Raw genomic sequence first — 16,569 nt, forward strand, 5'->3', positions numbered from 1 at the left:
GCCACGGCAGCCGGCACCGCCGCCCCCACGCTCATCGGCTCCGTTCAAAGAGCGATGCGCCTGCTGGAAGCGGTGGGTGCGCACGAGGAAGGCGCGCCCGCGAAACAGCTCGCGCGCGAGGCCGGACTCGCGCTGCCCACGGCGTACCACCTGCTGCGCACTCTGACCCATGAGGGCTATCTGCGGCGCGAGAAGGGCGTGTTCGTCCTCGGCGCCGCGGCCGAGCGGCTGGTCAGCAACGGAGCGCAGCAGAATCGTCGCAGCATGATCGGCGAGGCCCTCGAGCACTGGCGCGATTCCATCGGGGTGCCGGTGTACTTCGCGGTCTACCGCGAGGGCGATGTCGAGGTCGTCGGCGTCGCGGACACCCCGGGCAGTCCCGCCGTGGAGGAGTGGGCCGACTTCCGGGAGACCGCGCACGCCCATGCGATCGGCCAGTGCCTGCTCTCGCAGCTCGACGAGGACTCCAGGCAGGACCATCTCTCGCGCTATCGCGTGCAGTCCATCACCCCGTACACCGTCCGCGACAACCGGACGCTGCTGCGCCGGCTCGCGTCGATGGGCCGGATGCAACCCGTCGTGGAACGCCAGGAGTACGCGCTCGGGACGGTGTGCGCCGCCGTTCCCATCACGGCCGGCACCACGGCGGCCACGCTGGCGATTTCGGTTCCCGTACATCAGGCCGACCGGCTGCTGCCCGCCGTACGTGAGTTGCAGAGCGACGTTGGCCGAAAGCTTGGCTCGCTGGCCTTCTCTATCAGTATCTGAAAACTCACTCCTTGTGATCTGACGAGTACGTTCAGCAAGATGCCATGAGTGTCGGGAAGATGATTCCTGGCCAACTCAACGTCACAACAACGGGGTAGGCGATGCGCGAGTCGGTACAGGCAGAGGTCTTGATGAGCTTTCTCGTTTCCGAGGAGCTCTCCTTCCGCATTCCGGTGGAACTGCGGTACGAGACACGCGACCCCTATGCCGTACGGCTGACGTTCCACTTGCCCGGGGATGCCCCGGTGACCTGGGCCTTCAGCAGAGAACTCCTGGTGGACGGAGTGCATACGCCCTGTGGGGAAGGCGATGTGCACATCGCGCCGCAGGAGCCCGAACCGTCCGACGAGGCCGTCATCCGGCTCCAGGTCGGCGGTGACCAGGCGCTGTTCAGGGCCTCCGTCGCCCCTCTCATGGCCTTCCTCGACCGCACCGACAAGCTGGTGCCGCTCGGCCAGGAGCGGGCCCTTGCCGACTTCGACTCGCATCTGGACGAGGCGCTCGGGCGGATCCTGGCGGAGGAGCCGAGCGCGGGGTAGCGGCCTCGCGCGGCGGGGCTCTGGGCCTGGCGCGGCGGTCCCGCCGTGGTGCCGAGGGCTCGGGCTCAGTGCTTGCGGCGTCGGCGGCCGCTGCCCCCGCCGAGTACCGCGCCCCGCCCGGGAGTTACGGCAGGGCCGGTCCCGCGGGACGTGCCGGACTTGTCGGCCGAGACCACCAGTGCCGCGAGCACCGTCGTCACCGGCACCGAGGCGACCAGGCCGATCGAACCGACCAGCGTCCGCACGATCTCCTCGGCGACCAGCTCACTGTTGGCCACCGTGCCCACGCTGCTCTGCGCGACCGAGAACAGCAGCAACAGGGGCAGCGCGGCGCCCGCATACGCCAGTACCAGCGTGTTCACGACCGAGGCGATGTGGTCGCGTCCGATCCGGATGCCGGCCCGGTAGAGGCCTCGTACGCCCAGCTTGGGGTCGGCCTGGTGCAGCTCCCACACGGCCGAGGTCTGGGTCACCGTCACATCGTCGAGCACACCGAGCGAGCCGATGATGACGCTGGCGAGCAGCAGACCGCTCATGTCGATGTTCGGGTAGAGCCCGTGGATCAGGCCGGTGTTGTCGTCGGTGTTGCCGGTCAGCGAGGCCCAGCCGATGAACAGCGAGCCGAGCAGGCCGATGAGGAGCAGCGAGGCCAGCGTGCCGAGCACGGCGACGGAGGTGCGGGCGCTGAGGCCATGACACATGTAGAGCGCGATCAGCATGATGGCGCTCGACCCGATCACCGCCACGATCAGCGGGTTCGACCCCTGGAGGATCGCGGGCAGGATGAAGAGGGTCAGCACCGCGAAGCTCACCACCAGCGCGACCAACGCCATCACGCCGCGCATCCGCCCCACCGCGATCACCACCACGGCGAAGATCGCGGCAAGGAGTGTCATCGGGACCTTGCGGTTCACATCGGTCACCGAGTACTGCAGTTCCTTCGGTGCGTCGGGCGCGTACGCCACGACCACCTTCTGCCCTTCGTGCAACTGCCGTGGTGCGTCGGGCTGTACGACCTCGACGAAGGTGCGGCCCTTGTCCTTGCCGCTGGTCACCTCGATCGTCGCCGTCGCGCACTGACCGTCCTGTCCCTGCTGCGCCTTGCGGCCCTCGGCGGTCGAGGTGTCACCGGTGGGCGGGACCTGGGAGGCGTTCACGTCCTTGCAGTCGACCTTGAGGACCTTGGTCACGGTGCCCTGCTCGGTCTGCCGGTCGAAGCCGACCCCCGAGCGCTCATGGGCCGGCGCACCGCCGGGCCAGAGCACGGCCAGGCCGACGACGACGGCCGTGGCGAACGGGATCAGCACCGCGGCGATGACCTTGCGCAGGTGCTGGGAGACCGGAGCGGCGGGGCCATGGCTGTGCGAGTGGCCGTGCCCGTGCGGCGGTTCGGAGGGCGGAACGGGTGGCTGCTGCGTCGTGGTCACCGACCGATCATCGCAAGAACGACAGGGGCCCTCTGTTCAGCGCGGCCGACATGACGCTAGCGTGGGGGCACCTTTGCACACGCGGGAGCTCGGAGCACCGGGCTGAGAGGGCGCTGACACCGTACGAAATGTCCGTACGGATTCGCTGCGTCGACCGCTGAACCTGTTACCGGGTAATGCCGGCGTAGGGAGTAGGTCTCATGACCATTCAGGACACACGCACGCCTGCCTCCGACTCGAACGAGAACAATTCGGGCGACACGGAGGCCGGGAAGTCCATCGGCTGGCACAAGGCGTACGTCGAGGGCTCGCGCCCCGACCTGCGGGTGCCGGTCCGCCAGGTGCACCTCACCAACGGCAAGGCCGTCACGCTGTACGACACCTCCGGGCCGTACACCGACCCGTCGGCCGACACCGACGTCCGCCGGGGCCTGGCCCCGCTCCGGGAGAACTGGATCATCGCCCGCGGGGACACCGAGGAGTACACGGGCCGCCCGCTCCGCCCCGAGGACGACGGCATCAAGCACACCTCGCCGCGCGGCGGAGGCCTGAAGAACCTCGACGCGGTCTTCCCCGGCCGCCCCCGCCAGCCCCGCCGGGGCAGGAACGGGCAGGCCGTCACACAGCTCGCGTACGCCCGCCGGGGCGAGATCACGCCCGAGATGGAGTTCATCGGGATCCGCGAGAACATGGACCCGGAGATCGTGCGCGAGGAGGTCGCCGCGGGCCGCGCGGTGATCCCGGCGAATGTCAATCACCCCGAGATCGAGCCGATGATCATCGGCAAGAAGTTCCTGGTGAAGGTCAACGCCAACATCGGCAACTCCGCGGTCACCTCCTCCATCGAGGAGGAGGTGGACAAGATGACCTGGGCCACCAAGTGGGGCGCCGACACGGTCATGGACCTCTCCACCGGCCGCAACATCCACACCACCCGCGAGTGGGTCCTGCGCAACTCCCCTGTCCCGATCGGCACCGTGCCGCTCTACCAGGCGCTCGAGAAGGTCGACGGCCGCGCCGAGGACCTGACCTGGGAGATCTACAAGGACACGGTCATCGAGCAGGCCGAGCAGGGCGTCGACTACATGACCGTGCACGCGGGTGTGCGGCTGCCGTACGTCCCGCTGACCGCGCGGCGCAAGACGGGCATCGTCTCCCGCGGCGGCTCGATCATGGCCGCCTGGTGCCTCGCGCACCACAAGGAGTCGTTCCTGTACGAGAACTTCGAGGAGCTCTGCGAGATCCTCGCCGCGTACGACGTGACGTACTCCCTCGGTGACGGCCTGCGCCCCGGCTCCATCGCGGACGCCAACGACGAGGCGCAGTTCGCGGAGCTGCGCACCCTGGGCGAGCTCAACACCATCGCCAAGCGGCACAACGTGCAGACCATGATCGAGGGCCCGGGCCATGTCCCGATGCACAAGATCAAGGAGAACATCGACCTCCAGCAGGAGATCTGTGAGGAGGCGCCGTTCTACACGCTCGGCCCGCTGACCACGGACATCGCGCCCGCGTACGACCACATCACCTCGGGCATCGGTGCCGCGATGATCGGCTGGTGGGGCACGGCGATGCTCTGCTACGTCACGCCCAAGGAGCACCTGGGCCTGCCCAACCGCGACGACGTGAAGACCGGCGTCATCACGTACAAGATCGCGGCGCACGCGGCGGACCTCGCCAAGGGGCACCCGGGCGCGCAGGACTGGGACGACGCCCTGTCGGACGCGCGCTTCGAGTTCCGCTGGGAGGACCAGTTCAACCTGGCCCTCGACCCGGACACCGCACGGGAGTTCCACGACGAGACGCTGCCGGCCGAACCCGCCAAGACGGCGCACTTCTGCTCGATGTGCGGGCCGAAATTCTGCAGCATGAAGATCTCGCAGGACATCCGCCGACAGCACGGCGGTGATCTCGGATCGGACGAGATCGAGGCCGGGATGGCGGAGAAGTCGAAGGAGTTCGCAGCGGCGGGCAACCGTGTGTATCTGCCCATCGCGGACTGACGGGCTTTCCCGTATCGGTTCTTTGGATCAACTCGCGGACCCGAACGCGTGTTTCACGTGAAACACATGCCGGACGGCCCGGATCATTCAGCTACTCAGGCTGATGTTCCGGGCCGCCGAAGTCGGGACTTGAGAAGTCGGGGCTGGAATAGCTCGGCTTGGGCCCGGCATCGGGTCCTCCATCCGGGCTGCTGAAACCCGGGCGGTTATAGCCGAGTTGGGGCATGCGGTTGTTGTGGGAGGAACCCGGGCGGGGGCCGGGTCCGCCCGGTGAGCCGGGATCGGCCAGAGCCTCGCGAAGGAACGGCAGTACGCCGTTCTCCAGGAGGGCCACCCGCCAGACTTCCCTGGCCCGGGCCACCTCCTCGCTCAACTCGCCGTGTGCGCCCGCCTGGAGCTGCGTGGAGCCGTTGCGCAGGGCGGTGAGCAGCAGGCCGACCGCGGCGACCAGGATGCCGACCGCGGTGAGGGCCCCGAACAGCCAGCCGGCCCTCAGCAGGGTGTCGGCGAAGGCGGGTTCGGGGTTGAGCATCTTCAGGATGTACCCGACGAGCAGGAAGATCGCGGCGGATGCGCCCGCGAGGACCGGGGCCAGGACGGCGACGACCGCGACGAGTCCCGCGCCGGTGGCCTCGCTGACTTCGCCCACCGTGGCGGCCAGACCGCTCACGGAGCCCGCGCCGGAATCGGAGCTGCTGGTGGTGGAGGATTCGGGCATCGACGCGGCGGGGCGGGCAGGCTCACGCAGTTCTTCGCGGGCCTTCACGTAATGCTGGTACTCGGTCGCGGCGGCCGCGGTGATCAGTGCCGTGGCGTTCAGCGCCATTGTGCGCAGTTGTTCGGCGTTGAGCCGTACGCCGACCGCGGCGAGGTCAGGGCGAGATGGTGCGGAGCGCAGCGCCTCATCGAGGATCCGCTCGTATTCCTGGCGGTCCTCATTGAGCAGGTGTGGAGCGCTGTTCATGTGCATCCCCCGATGCTCCGTAGGGCTTGGGGACTCGCATGGTTACGAGCCGATGGGCAGAAACGGAGGGGAGCCTGCTACGGATAAGCCGATGGTAGAGCCGTTACGGCACGCGGTGACAGGGGGTTTCCGGAAATTGGCCCCCTGGCCAGCAACGTCCTATGTTTTCTACGCCTGCCCGATCAACGCTCAGTTATCCAACGGCAGTTGGCAGACCAGCAGCTTTCCGGCCATGGTCACGCCGCCGTCCATGGCGATGGCCAGGCCGCCCGCGTACACATGAGGCCCTTCGACCTGCGGACCCGAGCTGTCCTCGCCCTCCTCCGAGCCGACCTCACCGAGCAGATACGGAATCGGGCTGTGGCCGTGCACGACGCGGGTGCCGCCGTAGGTGTCGAGCAGCTCACGGACGGCCTCGGGGCCCGACTCGTCGCGGAACGCGAAGCGCTTGGTGAACTTGCGGAAGAGATCCCAGCATTCGTCGGCGTCATTGCGGGTGAGCGCCTCGCGGATGGAGTCGTTGACCGCCTCGATCGAATCGCCGTAGTCCAGGTACGACGTCGCGTCGGAGTGCATCAGGAGATGGCCGTCCTCCAGCTCGATGGCGTCGAGCCGGGACATCCACTGCAGATGGACGTCCTGGAGGCGGTCCATGTCGGACTTCTGCCCGCCGTTGAGCAGCCACGCCGCCTGGAAGGTGGCGGTGCCCGCGCCGGAGTTGACCGGGGTGTCCCCGAAGCGCTTGGCGCCGAGCAGCAGCAGCTCGTGGTTGCCCATGAGCGCCTTGCAGTAGCCGCCGGCGGCCGCGGCCTCGGCGGACAGCCGCATCACGAGGTCGATCACCCCGATGCCGTCCGGGCCGCGGTCGGTGAAGTCGCCCAGGAACCACAGCCGGGCATTGCCCGCGGCCCACGCGCCCTCGTCGTCGATCAGGCCCTGCTCGCGCAGCGCCGCGATCAGCTCGTCCAGATAGCCGTGCACATCGCCCACGACGTAGAGCGGGCCGAGGCCCGAGTCGCTCTGCAGGGGGTCCTCCTCGACCTGCACGGTGACCTGAACCGTGTCACCGCGATTGATGACCGGAAGGTCCCGCTGTGTCGGCGTGTAGCCCTCGGGTTCCTCAGCCCCCGAGGCCTCCTGGCCGGCCTGGTGCACATACGCGGGAACGCGGAAGTCGCGCACGGTGTCCGTGCGCACCACGGGTCCCTGACCGGCCCCCTGAGTCATCGACCCCTCCACCACCGTCGCGCCGCATTTCTCCACCGGGTCGGACTGCCTGGTCGAGCCGTCCGTGGTGTCGTGCGCCCATCATAGGAATGCGGCTCGCGCTGTGTGATGCACCAGGGGTGGTGAATCGAAACGGGACCGGCGGTTCGCCGGGGTTTTCTCCCGAATTGGGGGTAACCGGGCGCCGGAGCGGGCCCTAGCTCTGCTCCGGTGTACGCGGAGGGCTGACCGTGGTGCGGGGTGGTCGGCGCTGTGAGGAGGTCCGCACGATGAGTTCTGTGGGTATCACCTGCTCGACCGGACGCCCGGTGTCGACCCCCTCGATGGCGTCGATGAGGAGCTGGACGACGGCGGTGCCGATACGGCGCGGTTTGAGGGAGAGCGTCGTGATGGGCGGTTCGGTATTGGCGTAGACGGTCGACTCGCTGCAGCACACCAGGAGCAGGTCGTCGGGTACGCGCAGACCGTAGCGCCGGGCCGCCGCGAGCAGATCCGTGCCGTTCGGGTCGAAGAGCCCGTACACGGCGTCGGGCCGGTCCGGGCGGGCAAGGAGCCGGTCGGCGGCTACGGCCCCGGCGCACGGGTCGTGCGCGGGGTACGCCTCGTACACCGGGTCCTGGCCGACGCGGGTGCACCAGCGCAGGTATGCGGTGGTGGAGAGCCGGGTGTAGGTGTCCGTGGTGGTGCCGGTCAGCAGGCCGATCCGGCGGGCGCCGGCCGCGGCCAGGTGGTCGAGGATGCCGAGCACGGCGGCCTCGTGGTCGTTGTCGACCCAGGCCGTGACCGGCAGGGCGCCCGCGGGGCGGCCGTCCGAGACCACCGGCAGACCCTGGCGGACGAGCTCGCTCACCACGGGGTCCTGGTCGGAGGGGTCGATGACGACGGTGCCGTCGAGGGCGACGTTCGACCAGACGTCATGGCGCGAGGTGGCCGGGAGGATGACCAGGGCATAGCCCCGGGCGAGCGCAGCGGAGGTGGCGGCTCTGGCCATCTCCGCGAAGTACGCGAACTCGGTGAAGGTGAAAGGTTCATCCCCGTACGTCGTCACGGTCAGGCCGATGAGGCCGGACTTGCCGGTACGGAGCGTGCGGGCCGCTGCGGATGGGCGGTAGCCCAGCCGGTCGGCGACCTCGCGGACGTGTTGGCGGGTGGTGTCGGGGAGCCGGCCCTTACCGTTGAGCGCGTCGGAGACGGTCGTGATGGAGACCCCGGCTGCGGCGGCCACGTCCCGGATGCCCGCCCGAACCTGCCGGCTGCCCCGAGTCTGCGCCCGGCTCACCTGGTGCTTCCCTGCTGCTGTCATGGCGAGCCGATAGTAGGGCTCATCAGCGCGGGTGGCAGGAGTGCATATGCAGTCGTTGACAGGCACGTTTCTGCAAGGCGTATAGGCACCAATGACCATGGAACATAAGGGAGTTGATGAGTGCGGCGAGGTTCCTCGCTTGTCGACGCGCATGTGCCTACTGAATGCCCGATGTTTCGGAGAGGTCTCAACTCACCTTCACGGGTGATGCGCGCCACGGCGCGAGCCACCGGCGCGCGGACCTTCATGAGCGCTCCCCCCTTCCCGGGCGCCCACGCTCCTGGATCCGCAGACCGAGGCCCTCAGGCCATTCGCAGCGGGCCGGAATCCTCATAAGGTAAGCAGCATTCGAACGGAACCTGGGTGGCCCGAGGAGGACCTGCGGTGAGCGAGAAGAGCCCGAAGCTGCGCGCCGAGCTGGACGGCATTCCGACGTACAAGCCGGGGAAGCCGGCTGCTGCCGGCGGTCCGGTGGCGTACAAGCTGTCGTCCAACGAGAACCCCTATCCGCCGTTGCCCGGCGTGATGGAGCAGGTGACGGCGGCCGCCGGGTCCTTCAACCGTTACCCGGACATGGCGTGCACGGGCCTGATGAACGAGCTGGCGGAGCGCTTCGGCGTCCCGCTCTCGCACCTGGCCACCGGCACCGGCTCGGTCGGTGTCGCGCAGCAGCTGATCCAGGCGACCTCGGGGCCGGGCGACGAGGTGATCTACGCCTGGCGTTCCTTCGAGGCGTACCCGATCATCACGCAGGTCAGCGGGGCGAAGTCGGTGCAGGTGCCGCTGACGCCGGGGGAGGTGCACGACCTCGACGCGATGGCCGACGCGATCACCGACCGGACCCGGCTGATCTTCGTCTGCAACCCCAACAACCCGACCGGCACGGTGGTGCGCAAGGCCGAGCTCGAGCGGTTCCTGGACCGGGTGCCCGGCGACGTCCTGGTGGTGCTCGACGAGGCGTACCGCGAGTTCATCCGCGATGCCGAGGTGCCGGACGGGATCGAGCTCTACCGGGACCGGCCCAATGTCTGTGTGCTGCGGACCTTCTCCAAGGCGTACGGCCTCGCGGGTCTGCGGGTCGGCTTCGCGGTGGCCCATGAGCCGGTCGCGGCCGCGCTGCGCAAGACCGCGGTGCCGTTCGGGGTGAGCCAGCTCGCGCAGGACGCGGCGGTCGCCTCGCTGCGTGCCGAGGACGAACTGCTCGGCCGGGTCGGCTCGCTGGTCGGCGAGCGGGCGCGGGTGGTCGAGACGTTGCGGGGGCAGGGCTGGACGGTCCCCGAGACGCAGGCCAACTTCGTATGGCTGCGTCTAGGGGAGCGCACGCTCGACTTCGCGGCCGCCTGCGAGAAGGCCGGGGTCGTCGTGCGGCCGTTCGCCGGCGAGGGCATGCGGGCCACGATCGGTGAGCCCGAGGCCAATGACCTCTTCCTGCAGACGGCCCAGGCCTTCCGCAAGGAGCTGTAGCCCTCGGGGCTCGGCTCAACCGGTGCTATTCGGCGACCAGTTCCACTCGGATCGGGTCGCCGTTTCGCACGGTGGCCAACTGACGCGGGTCGCCGTCGAGGGCGCCGAGCAGGTTGCACGGGCTTGCGAGGCGGCACTCGTCGCCCCGGGATATCGGGGTGGGTCCGTACGGGAGGGCAAGGGCGTCGCCGTCCGTCCAGAAGGCGACGGTGCCCGGCTCGACCACCTGCTGGGCGTCGTCCTCGCGTTCGACGCTGACGCCGGTGTCGAAGTAGACCTCTTCGCCCCAGGTGTTGGCGGAGGCGGAGATCGGCAGGGCTTTCCGCAGCGCCTGCGTGGTGGGGGTGTCTTCGAGGGTCGCGGTCAGGTGCCCGGCGGGCCAGGAGATTCGGATCTGCATGCCGCGGATTCAACAAGATGTTGAAGTTCTTGGGAAGGGGTTCCCGGCGATCCTCGATGATCTCCGGTGATCCCTGGGTGGCGGACGGGGTGTCACATTCCGCCGTCGCCGTGCGTCTTATGGGTGAGCGGCAAAGAGGGACCCCCCTGAAAGTTCCCGACAGTGTGTGCGACATAATGCTTGTGAATGTGAACGCGTTCACAAGCGTGTCCTATTTGGTCCAGTGATGCATGGGATTAAAGGGGCAAACTGCCGCTGTGACCACGGCGACGTAAGGAGACCTGCGACGTGGACCTGGCTCTAGCACCAGAGACCCTGGCGCGATGGCAGTTCGGCATCACCACCGTCTATCACTTCCTCTTCGTCCCTCTGACGATCTCGCTCGCCGCGCTCACCGCCGGCCTGCAGACCGCATGGGTGCGGACCGAGAAGGAGAAGTACCTCAGGGCCACCAAGTTCTGGGGCAAGCTCTTCCTGATCAACATCGCGATGGGTGTCGTGACCGGCATCCTGCAGGAGTTCCAGTTCGGCATGAACTGGTCCGACTACTCGCGGTTCGTGGGCGACATCTTCGGCGCCCCGCTCGCTTTCGAGGCGCTGATCGCCTTCTTCTTCGAGTCCACCTTCATCGGGCTGTGGATCTTCGGCTGGGACAAGCTGCCGAAGAAGATCCACCTGGCCTGCATCTGGATGGTCTCGATCGGCACGATCCTGTCGGCGTACTTCATCCTGGCGGCCAACTCCTGGATGCAGCACCCGGTCGGCTACCGGATCAACGAGAAGAAGGGCCGTGCCGAGCTCACCGACTTCTGGCACGTGCTGACGCAGAACACCGCGCTGGCGCAGATGTTCCACACGATGACGGCCGCCTTCATGGTCGGTGGCGCGTTCATGGTCGGTATCGCGGCCTACCACCTGGCTCGCAAGAAGCACGTGCCGGTGATGAAGACGTCGCTGCGGCTCGGGCTCGTCACGCTCGTCATCAGCGGACTGCTCAGCGCGATCAGCGGTGACACGCTCGGCAAGATCATGTTCGAGCAGCAGCCGATGAAGATGGCCGCGGCCGAAGCCCTGTGGGACGGCGAGGACTCCGCACCCTTCTCGATCTTCGCGTACGGGGACGTCGCCGCCGGCCACAACAAGGTCGCCATAGAGGTGCCTGGGCTGCTGTCCTTCCTCGCCCACAACAACTTCAACGAGCACGTCCCCGGCATCAACGACCTCAACAAGAAGATGCAGGAGGAGTACGGGCCCGGCGACTACCGGCCGAACATCCCCGTCGCCTACTGGAGCTTCCGCTGGATGATCGGCTTCGGGATGGCCTCGCTCGGCATCGGACTGCTCGGGCTGTGGCTGACCCGCAAGAAGTTCATGCTGCCCGAGTCGATGCGGGTGGGTGAGGACGAGGTGCCGAACCTGGTCCTCTTCAAGAACAAGGCGCTCAGCCCCAAGTTCACCAAGTGGTACTGGATCGTGGCCCTGTGGACCATGCTCTTCCCGCTGATCGCCAACTCCTGGGGCTGGCTCTTCACCGAGATGGGCCGCCAGCCGTGGACCGTGTTCGGGGTCTTCACGACGGCCCAGTCCGTGTCCCCCAGCGTCTCCCAGGGCGAGGTCATCACCTCGATGACGGTCTACACCCTGCTCTACGCGGCACTCGCCGTCATCGAGATCAAGCTGATGATCAAGTACGTCAAGGCCGGACCCCCCGAACTCACGGAGGCGGACCTCAACCCGCCCACCAAGATCGGCGGCGACGACCGTGACCCCGACCGGCCCATGGCCTTCTCGTACTGAAGGGAGCTGACCGAATATGGAACTCCACGACGTCTGGTTCGTGCTGATCGCCGTCCTGTGGATCGGCTACTTCTTCCTCGAAGGCTTCGACTTCGGGGTCGGCATCCTGACCAAGCTGCTCGCCCGCGACCGCCAGGAGCGGCGCGTGCTCATCAACACCATCGGTCCCGTCTGGGACGGCAACGAGGTCTGGCTGCTCACGGCGGGCGGCGCCACCTTCGCCGCCTTCCCCGAGTGGTACGCGACGTTGTTCTCCGGCTTCTATCTGCCGCTGCTGCTCATCCTGATCTGCCTGATCATCCGCGGCGTCGCCTTCGAGTACCGGCACAAGAGGGCCGAGGAGCGCTGGCAGACCAACTGGGAGCACGCGATCTTCTGGACCTCGCTGCTGCCGGCCGTCCTGTGGGGTGTGGCCTTCGCCAACATCGTGCGGGGCGTGAAGATCGACAAGAACATGGAGTACGTCGGCAACTTCTGGGACCTGCTCAACCCGTACGCCATCCTCGGCGGGCTCGTCACGCTGAGCCTGTTCACCTTCCACGGCGCTGTCTTCACCGCGCTCAAGACGGTGGGCGACATCCGGGTGCGGGCACGGCAGTTGGCGCTCGCCCTGGGGCTGCTCACGGCGTTCCTGGCCCTCGGCTTCCTGATCTGGACCCAGGTGGACAAGGGCGACGGCAAGAGCCTGGTCGCGATGATCGTCACGGTGCTCGCTCTGGTCGGTGCGATCGGGGCCATCAAGGTAGGGCGCGAGGGCTGGTCGTTCGCGCTCTCCGGGGTCACGATCGCGGCCGCGGTGGCCATGCTGTTCCTGACGCTCTTCCCGAACGTCATGCCGTCCTCGCTCAACCCGGACTGGAACCTCACGGTCACCAACGCCTCGTCGAGTGCGTACACGCTGAAGATCATGACCTGGTGCGCAGGCCTCGCCACTCCGGTGGTGCTGCTCTACCAGGCGTGGACGTACTGGGTGTTCCGCAAGCGGATCGGCACCCAGCACATCGCCGCCGATGCTCACTGAGTCCGTCACATCGCTGCTCATGCCCGCTGAGTCCGTCATATCGCTGCCGGTGCTCGCTGAATCCGTTTCCCGATTTCGGTAGGGGCTGTTTCACGTGAAACCGATCGACCCGCGCCTGCTCCGGTACGCCCGAGCCACTCGCTTCTTCCTGATCGCGGTGGTGGTCCTCGGGCTGGCCGGGGCGGGCCTGGTCGTCGCTCAGGCGATGCTCATCGCCGAGGTGGTGGTGGGGGGATTCCAACGAGGGCTCGATGCCTCTTCGTTGGTGACGCCCCTGCTGCTGCTCGCGGCCGTCTCGGCCGGGCGCGGTGTCGTCGCGTGGCTCACCGAGCTGGCGGCGCACCGGGCGAGTGCGGCGGTGAAGTCGGAGCTTCGGGGGCGGTTGCTCGAGCGCGCGGGGGCGCTCGGGCCCGGCTGGCTCAGTGGTCAACGGACCGGGTCGCTGGTCGCGCTGGCCACGAAGGGTGTCGATGCGCTCGACGACTACTTCGCGCGCTATCTCCCGCAGTTGGGGCTTGCGATCGTCGTGCCGGTCGCGGTGCTCGCACGGATCATCACCGAGGACTGGGTCTCGGCGGCGATCATCGCCGGGACGTTGCCGCTGATCCCCGTCTTCATGGTCCTGATCGGCTGGGCGACACAGGCCCGGATGGACCGTCAGTGGCAGCTGCTCTCCCGGCTGTCGGGGCACTTCCTCGATGTGGTGGCCGGGCTGCCGACGCTGAAGGTGTTCGGGCGGGCCAAGGCGCAGGCCGATTCGATCCGGAAGATCACCGGGGAGTACCGGCAGGCGACCATGCGGACGCTGCGGATCGCCTTCCTCTCGTCGTTCGCCCTCGAATTGCTGGCCACGTTGTCCGTGGCGCTGGTGGCGGTGACCATCGGGATGCGGCTCGTGCACGGCGAGTTGGATCTCTACGTCGGCCTGGTGATCCTCATCCTCGCGCCCGAGGCCTATCTGCCGGTGCGCCAGGTGGGGGCTCAGTACCACGCTGCCGCGGAGGGGCTTGCGGCCGCGGAGGAGATCTTCGAGGTCCTTGAGGCACCGGTGCCCGCGGGTGGGGAAGGCGCCGTGCCCGCCGGGGCCCTGAGCGTGGAGGGGGTGACGGTCCGGTATCCCGGGCGGGATGCGGCGGCCGTCTCGGATGTGTCGTTTCACGTGGAACAGGGTGAGATCGTCGCGCTCGTCGGGCCCAGCGGGGTGGGCAAGTCGACGCTGCTGAATGCGGTGCTGGGGTTTGTGCGGCCCTCTTCGGGGCGGGTTTGCCTCGGGGATGTGGATCTGGCGTCGGTTTCGTTGGAAGCCTGGCGCGAGCACGTTGCGTGGGTGCCGCAGCGTGCGCATCTGTTCGCCGGGTCGATCGCGGACAATGTGCGGCTGGCTCGGCCGGATGCGTCTGCCGAGGCGGTGCGGGATGCGCTGTGCGCGGCGGGGGCCTGGGAGTTCGTGTCGGCTCTGCCGGGTGGGGTCGAGGCCTTGCTCGGGGAGGACGGGGCGGGGCTTTCTGCGGGGCAGCGGCAGCGGATCGCGTTGGCCCGGGCCTTCTTGGCCGACCGGCCGGTGCTCTTGCTCGATGAGCCTACGGCTGCGTTGGACGGGGCTACCGAGGCTGAAATTGTGGATGCGGTGCGGCGGTTGGCGCGTGGGCGGACCGTGCTTCTCGTGGTGCATCGGCCGGCCTTGCTGGCTGTGGCTGATCGTGTGGTGCGGGTGGGTGGGGGTTCTTCTTCTGCCCCGGTCCCGCCCCTTCCCGAAACTGGGGCTGGCGCCCCAGACCCCGCTGTCGGCCTTCGGCCTCGTCCTCAAACGCCGGACGGGCTGGGGGGAAGGCGGGACGGGCTGGAGGGAACGTCAGACCGCCTGAAGGGAAGGCCGGAGGGGCTGGAGGGAACGTCAGATCGCCTGAAGAGCGCGCAGGGCGGGCTCAGTATGCGGATGCTGCTCGCCTTGTTCCTCGGGAGCCTTGCCCTCGGCAGTGCCGTCGGGCTCATGGCCACCTCGGGGTGGCTCATCTCGCGGGCCTCCGAGGAGCCGCCCGTGCTCTATCTGATGATGGCCGTCACCGCGACGCGGGCCTTCGGGCTCGGGCGGGCCGTGTTTCGGTACTGCGAGCGGCTTGTCAGTCATGACGCCGTGCTGCGGATGCTGGCCGATACGCGGGTCGCCGTCTATCGGCGGCTCGAGCGGCTTGCGCCCGCAGGGCTGCGGGAGGCGCGGCGGGGGGATCTGCTGGCCCGGCTCGTCGGCGATGTGGACGCCCTGCAGGACTACTGGCTGCGCTGGATGCTGCCCGCCGGGACGGCTGTCGTGGTCGGGGCCGGAGCGGTCGGGTTCACCGCCTGGCTGGTGCCCGAGGCGGGCGCCGTGCTTGCCGTGGGGCTCCTTGCGGCCGGGGCCGGGGTGCCGCTGCTGAGCGGGGCACTGGCGCGGCGGGCCGAGCGGCGCCTTGCGCCCGCCCGGGGCGTACTCGCCACCCGGGTGACCGATCTGCTCACCGGGACCGCCGAGTTGACGGTCGCCGGCGCGCTGAAGCGGCGTACGGAGCAGGTGAAGGAGGCGGACCGGGAGCTCACCGCGATTGCCTCGCGCAGCGCCACCGCCAGCGCGCTCGGGGCCGGGCTCACCGCCCTGGTCACCGGGCTCACCGTGGTGGCCGCCGCGCTCGTCGGGATCGGGGCCGTGCGGGACGGGCGGCTGAGCGGAGTCGCGCTCGCGGTCGTCGTGCTCACGCCGCTCGCCGCGTTCGAGGCGGTGGCGGGGCTGCCGCTGGCGGTGCAGTACCGGCAGCGGGTGCGCAAGAGCATGGAGAGGGTGTCCGAGGTGCTCGACGCACCGGAGCCGGTACGCGAGCCGGACTGGCCCGTGCCGGGACCCGCGAGCCCCTTCCCGCTCCAGGTGCGGGGCCTGGCCGCGCGCCACGCCGGGCAGGAGCGCGTGGCGCTCGCCGGTGTCGACCTCACGCTCACCGCGGGCAGGCGCGTCGCCGTCGTCGGCCCCAGCGGGTCCGGCAAGACCACGCTCGCCCAGGTGCTGCTCCGGTTCCTGGACGCGGAGGGCGGCAGCTATACGCTGGGCGGCGTCGACGCGACCCGGCTCGACGGGGACGACGTACGCCGCATGGTCGGGCTCTGTGCCCAGGACGCGTACCTTTTCGACAGCTCCGTACGGGAGAACCTGCGCCTTGCGAGGACCGGTGCCGGCGACGGTGAACTGCGCGCGGCGCTCGCCGCGGCCCGGCTGCTCGACTGGGTGGAGGAGCTGCCCGACGGCCTCGACACCCTCGTGGGCGAGCACGGGGCGCGGATCTCCGGCGGGCAGCGGCAGCGGCTCGCGCTGGCCCGTGCGCTGCTCGCCGACTTTCCCGTCCTCGTACTGGACGAACCCGCCGAGCACCTCGACCTGGCCACCGCGGACGCGCTGACCGCGGACCTGCTGGCCGCGACCGAAGGCCGGACGACGCTGCTGATCACGCACCGGATGGCCGGGCTCGAGTCCGTGGACGAGGTGATCGTGCTGGGCGCGGGGAAGGTCGTGCAGCGCGGGACGTACGCGGAGCTGGCCGCCCGGGAAGGGGCGCTGCGGGACATGGTCGAGCGGGAGCGGGAGGCGGACCTGGTGCTGGCCGCGACCCACTGACAAGGGGGCAGGAGCGGCG

General features: G+C 68.8%; 12 protein-coding genes. 7 read left to right on the forward strand and 5 right to left on the reverse strand.

Going from position 1 to position 16,569, the window contains the following annotated elements:
* Window positions 1-54 precede the first annotated feature (54 nt).
* Window positions 55-768: an IclR family transcriptional regulator gene (locus OG430_RS25250; RefSeq protein WP_327359219.1), complete on the forward strand. Its 714-nt coding sequence runs from the start codon at window positions 55-57 to the stop codon at window positions 766-768.
* A 101-nt stretch (window positions 769-869) separates the two neighbouring features.
* Window positions 870-1,307, forward strand: coding sequence for an SsgA family sporulation/cell division regulator (locus OG430_RS25255; RefSeq protein ID WP_327354875.1), 438 nt, complete (start codon window positions 870-872; stop codon window positions 1,305-1,307).
* 65 nt (window positions 1,308-1,372) lie between these two features.
* Here OG430_RS25255 and OG430_RS25260 read toward each other — a convergent pair whose 3' ends face one another.
* A complete protein-coding gene (locus tag OG430_RS25260; RefSeq protein WP_327354876.1) occupies window positions 1,373-2,734 on the reverse strand; it encodes a YibE/F family protein in 1,362 nt (453 codons plus the stop codon).
* A 200-nt stretch (window positions 2,735-2,934) separates the two neighbouring features.
* Here OG430_RS25260 and thiC point away from each other — a divergent pair, with 200 nt between their 5' ends.
* Complete coding sequence (gene thiC / locus OG430_RS25265) at window positions 2,935-4,737, forward strand: phosphomethylpyrimidine synthase ThiC (RefSeq protein WP_327354877.1); 1,803 nt, start codon at window positions 2,935-2,937, stop codon at window positions 4,735-4,737.
* 91 nt (window positions 4,738-4,828) lie between these two features.
* Here the strand turns inward: thiC and OG430_RS25270 are convergent, their stop codons facing one another.
* The 3 genes from OG430_RS25270 to OG430_RS25280 all read right to left on the reverse strand — a co-directional run bounded on the left by OG430_RS25270 (window position 4,829) and on the right by OG430_RS25280 (window position 8,231).
* Window positions 4,829-5,707, reverse strand: a complete 879-nt coding sequence (locus OG430_RS25270; protein ID WP_327354878.1) for a hypothetical protein — start codon at window positions 5,705-5,707, stop codon at window positions 4,829-4,831.
* A gap of 183 nt (window positions 5,708-5,890) precedes the next feature.
* Entirely contained in the window at window positions 5,891-6,928 is a 1,038-nt protein-coding gene (locus OG430_RS25275) for a metallophosphoesterase family protein (RefSeq protein WP_327354879.1), read from the reverse strand.
* 196 nt (window positions 6,929-7,124) lie between these two features.
* Window positions 7,125-8,231 (reverse strand): LacI family DNA-binding transcriptional regulator, encoded by a 1,107-nt coding sequence (locus tag OG430_RS25280; RefSeq protein WP_327354880.1) that lies wholly within the window; start codon window positions 8,229-8,231, stop codon window positions 7,125-7,127.
* 384 nt (window positions 8,232-8,615) lie between these two features.
* On the opposite strand from OG430_RS25280, the gene hisC reads away from it, so the two are divergent.
* On the forward strand, window positions 8,616-9,695 hold the full coding sequence (gene hisC / locus OG430_RS25285) for a histidinol-phosphate transaminase (RefSeq protein WP_327354881.1): 1,080 nt from the start codon (window positions 8,616-8,618) through the stop codon (window positions 9,693-9,695).
* Window positions 9,696-9,720: 25 nt separating this feature from the next.
* On the opposite strand, the gene OG430_RS25290 is transcribed toward hisC, so the two are convergent.
* Complete coding sequence (locus tag OG430_RS25290) at window positions 9,721-10,095, reverse strand: cyclophilin-like fold protein (RefSeq protein ID WP_327354882.1); 375 nt, start codon at window positions 10,093-10,095, stop codon at window positions 9,721-9,723.
* A 288-nt stretch (window positions 10,096-10,383) separates the two neighbouring features.
* On the opposite strand from OG430_RS25290, the gene OG430_RS25295 reads away from it, so the two are divergent.
* From OG430_RS25295 to cydD, 3 genes are all read left to right on the forward strand, one after another.
* The gene (locus tag OG430_RS25295; RefSeq protein ID WP_327354883.1) at window positions 10,384-11,892 is read left to right on the forward strand and encodes a cytochrome ubiquinol oxidase subunit I; all 1,509 of its coding nucleotides are present in this window, start codon (window positions 10,384-10,386) and stop codon (window positions 11,890-11,892) included.
* A 16-nt stretch (window positions 11,893-11,908) separates the two neighbouring features.
* Window positions 11,909-12,913, forward strand: a complete 1,005-nt coding sequence (gene cydB / locus OG430_RS25300; RefSeq protein WP_327354884.1) for a cytochrome d ubiquinol oxidase subunit II — start codon at window positions 11,909-11,911, stop codon at window positions 12,911-12,913.
* Between the two features lie 94 nt (window positions 12,914-13,007).
* Window positions 13,008-16,550: a thiol reductant ABC exporter subunit CydD gene (gene cydD / locus OG430_RS25305; protein WP_327354885.1), complete on the forward strand. Its 3,543-nt coding sequence runs from the start codon at window positions 13,008-13,010 to the stop codon at window positions 16,548-16,550.
* The last annotated feature ends 19 nt before the right edge of the window (window positions 16,551-16,569 follow it).

It is taken from the genome of Streptomyces sp. NBC_01304 (assembly GCF_035975855.1).
In the GTDB taxonomy this organism is placed as follows: domain Bacteria; phylum Actinomycetota; class Actinomycetes; order Streptomycetales; family Streptomycetaceae; genus Streptomyces.

Coding starts and splice junctions, on each gene's coding strand:
- cydB (WP_327354884.1), top strand. CDS start 11,909: ATGGAACTCCACGACGTCTGGTTCGTGCTGATCGCCGTCCTGTGGATC.
- OG430_RS25275 (WP_327354879.1), bottom strand. CDS start 6,928: ATGACTCAGGGGGCCGGTCAGGGACCCGTGGTGCGCACGGACACCGTG.
- OG430_RS25270 (WP_327354878.1), bottom strand. CDS start 5,707: ATGCACATGAACAGCGCTCCACACCTGCTCAATGAGGACCGCCAGGAA.
- OG430_RS25290 (WP_327354882.1), bottom strand. CDS start 10,095: ATGCAGATCCGAATCTCCTGGCCCGCCGGGCACCTGACCGCGACCCTC.
- OG430_RS25255 (WP_327354875.1), top strand. CDS start 870: ATGCGCGAGTCGGTACAGGCAGAGGTCTTGATGAGCTTTCTCGTTTCC.
- OG430_RS25250 (WP_327359219.1), top strand. CDS start 55: ATGCGCCTGCTGGAAGCGGTGGGTGCGCACGAGGAAGGCGCGCCCGCG.
- thiC (WP_327354877.1), top strand. CDS start 2,935: ATGACCATTCAGGACACACGCACGCCTGCCTCCGACTCGAACGAGAAC.
- OG430_RS25280 (WP_327354880.1), bottom strand. CDS start 8,231: ATGACAGCAGCAGGGAAGCACCAGGTGAGCCGGGCGCAGACTCGGGGC.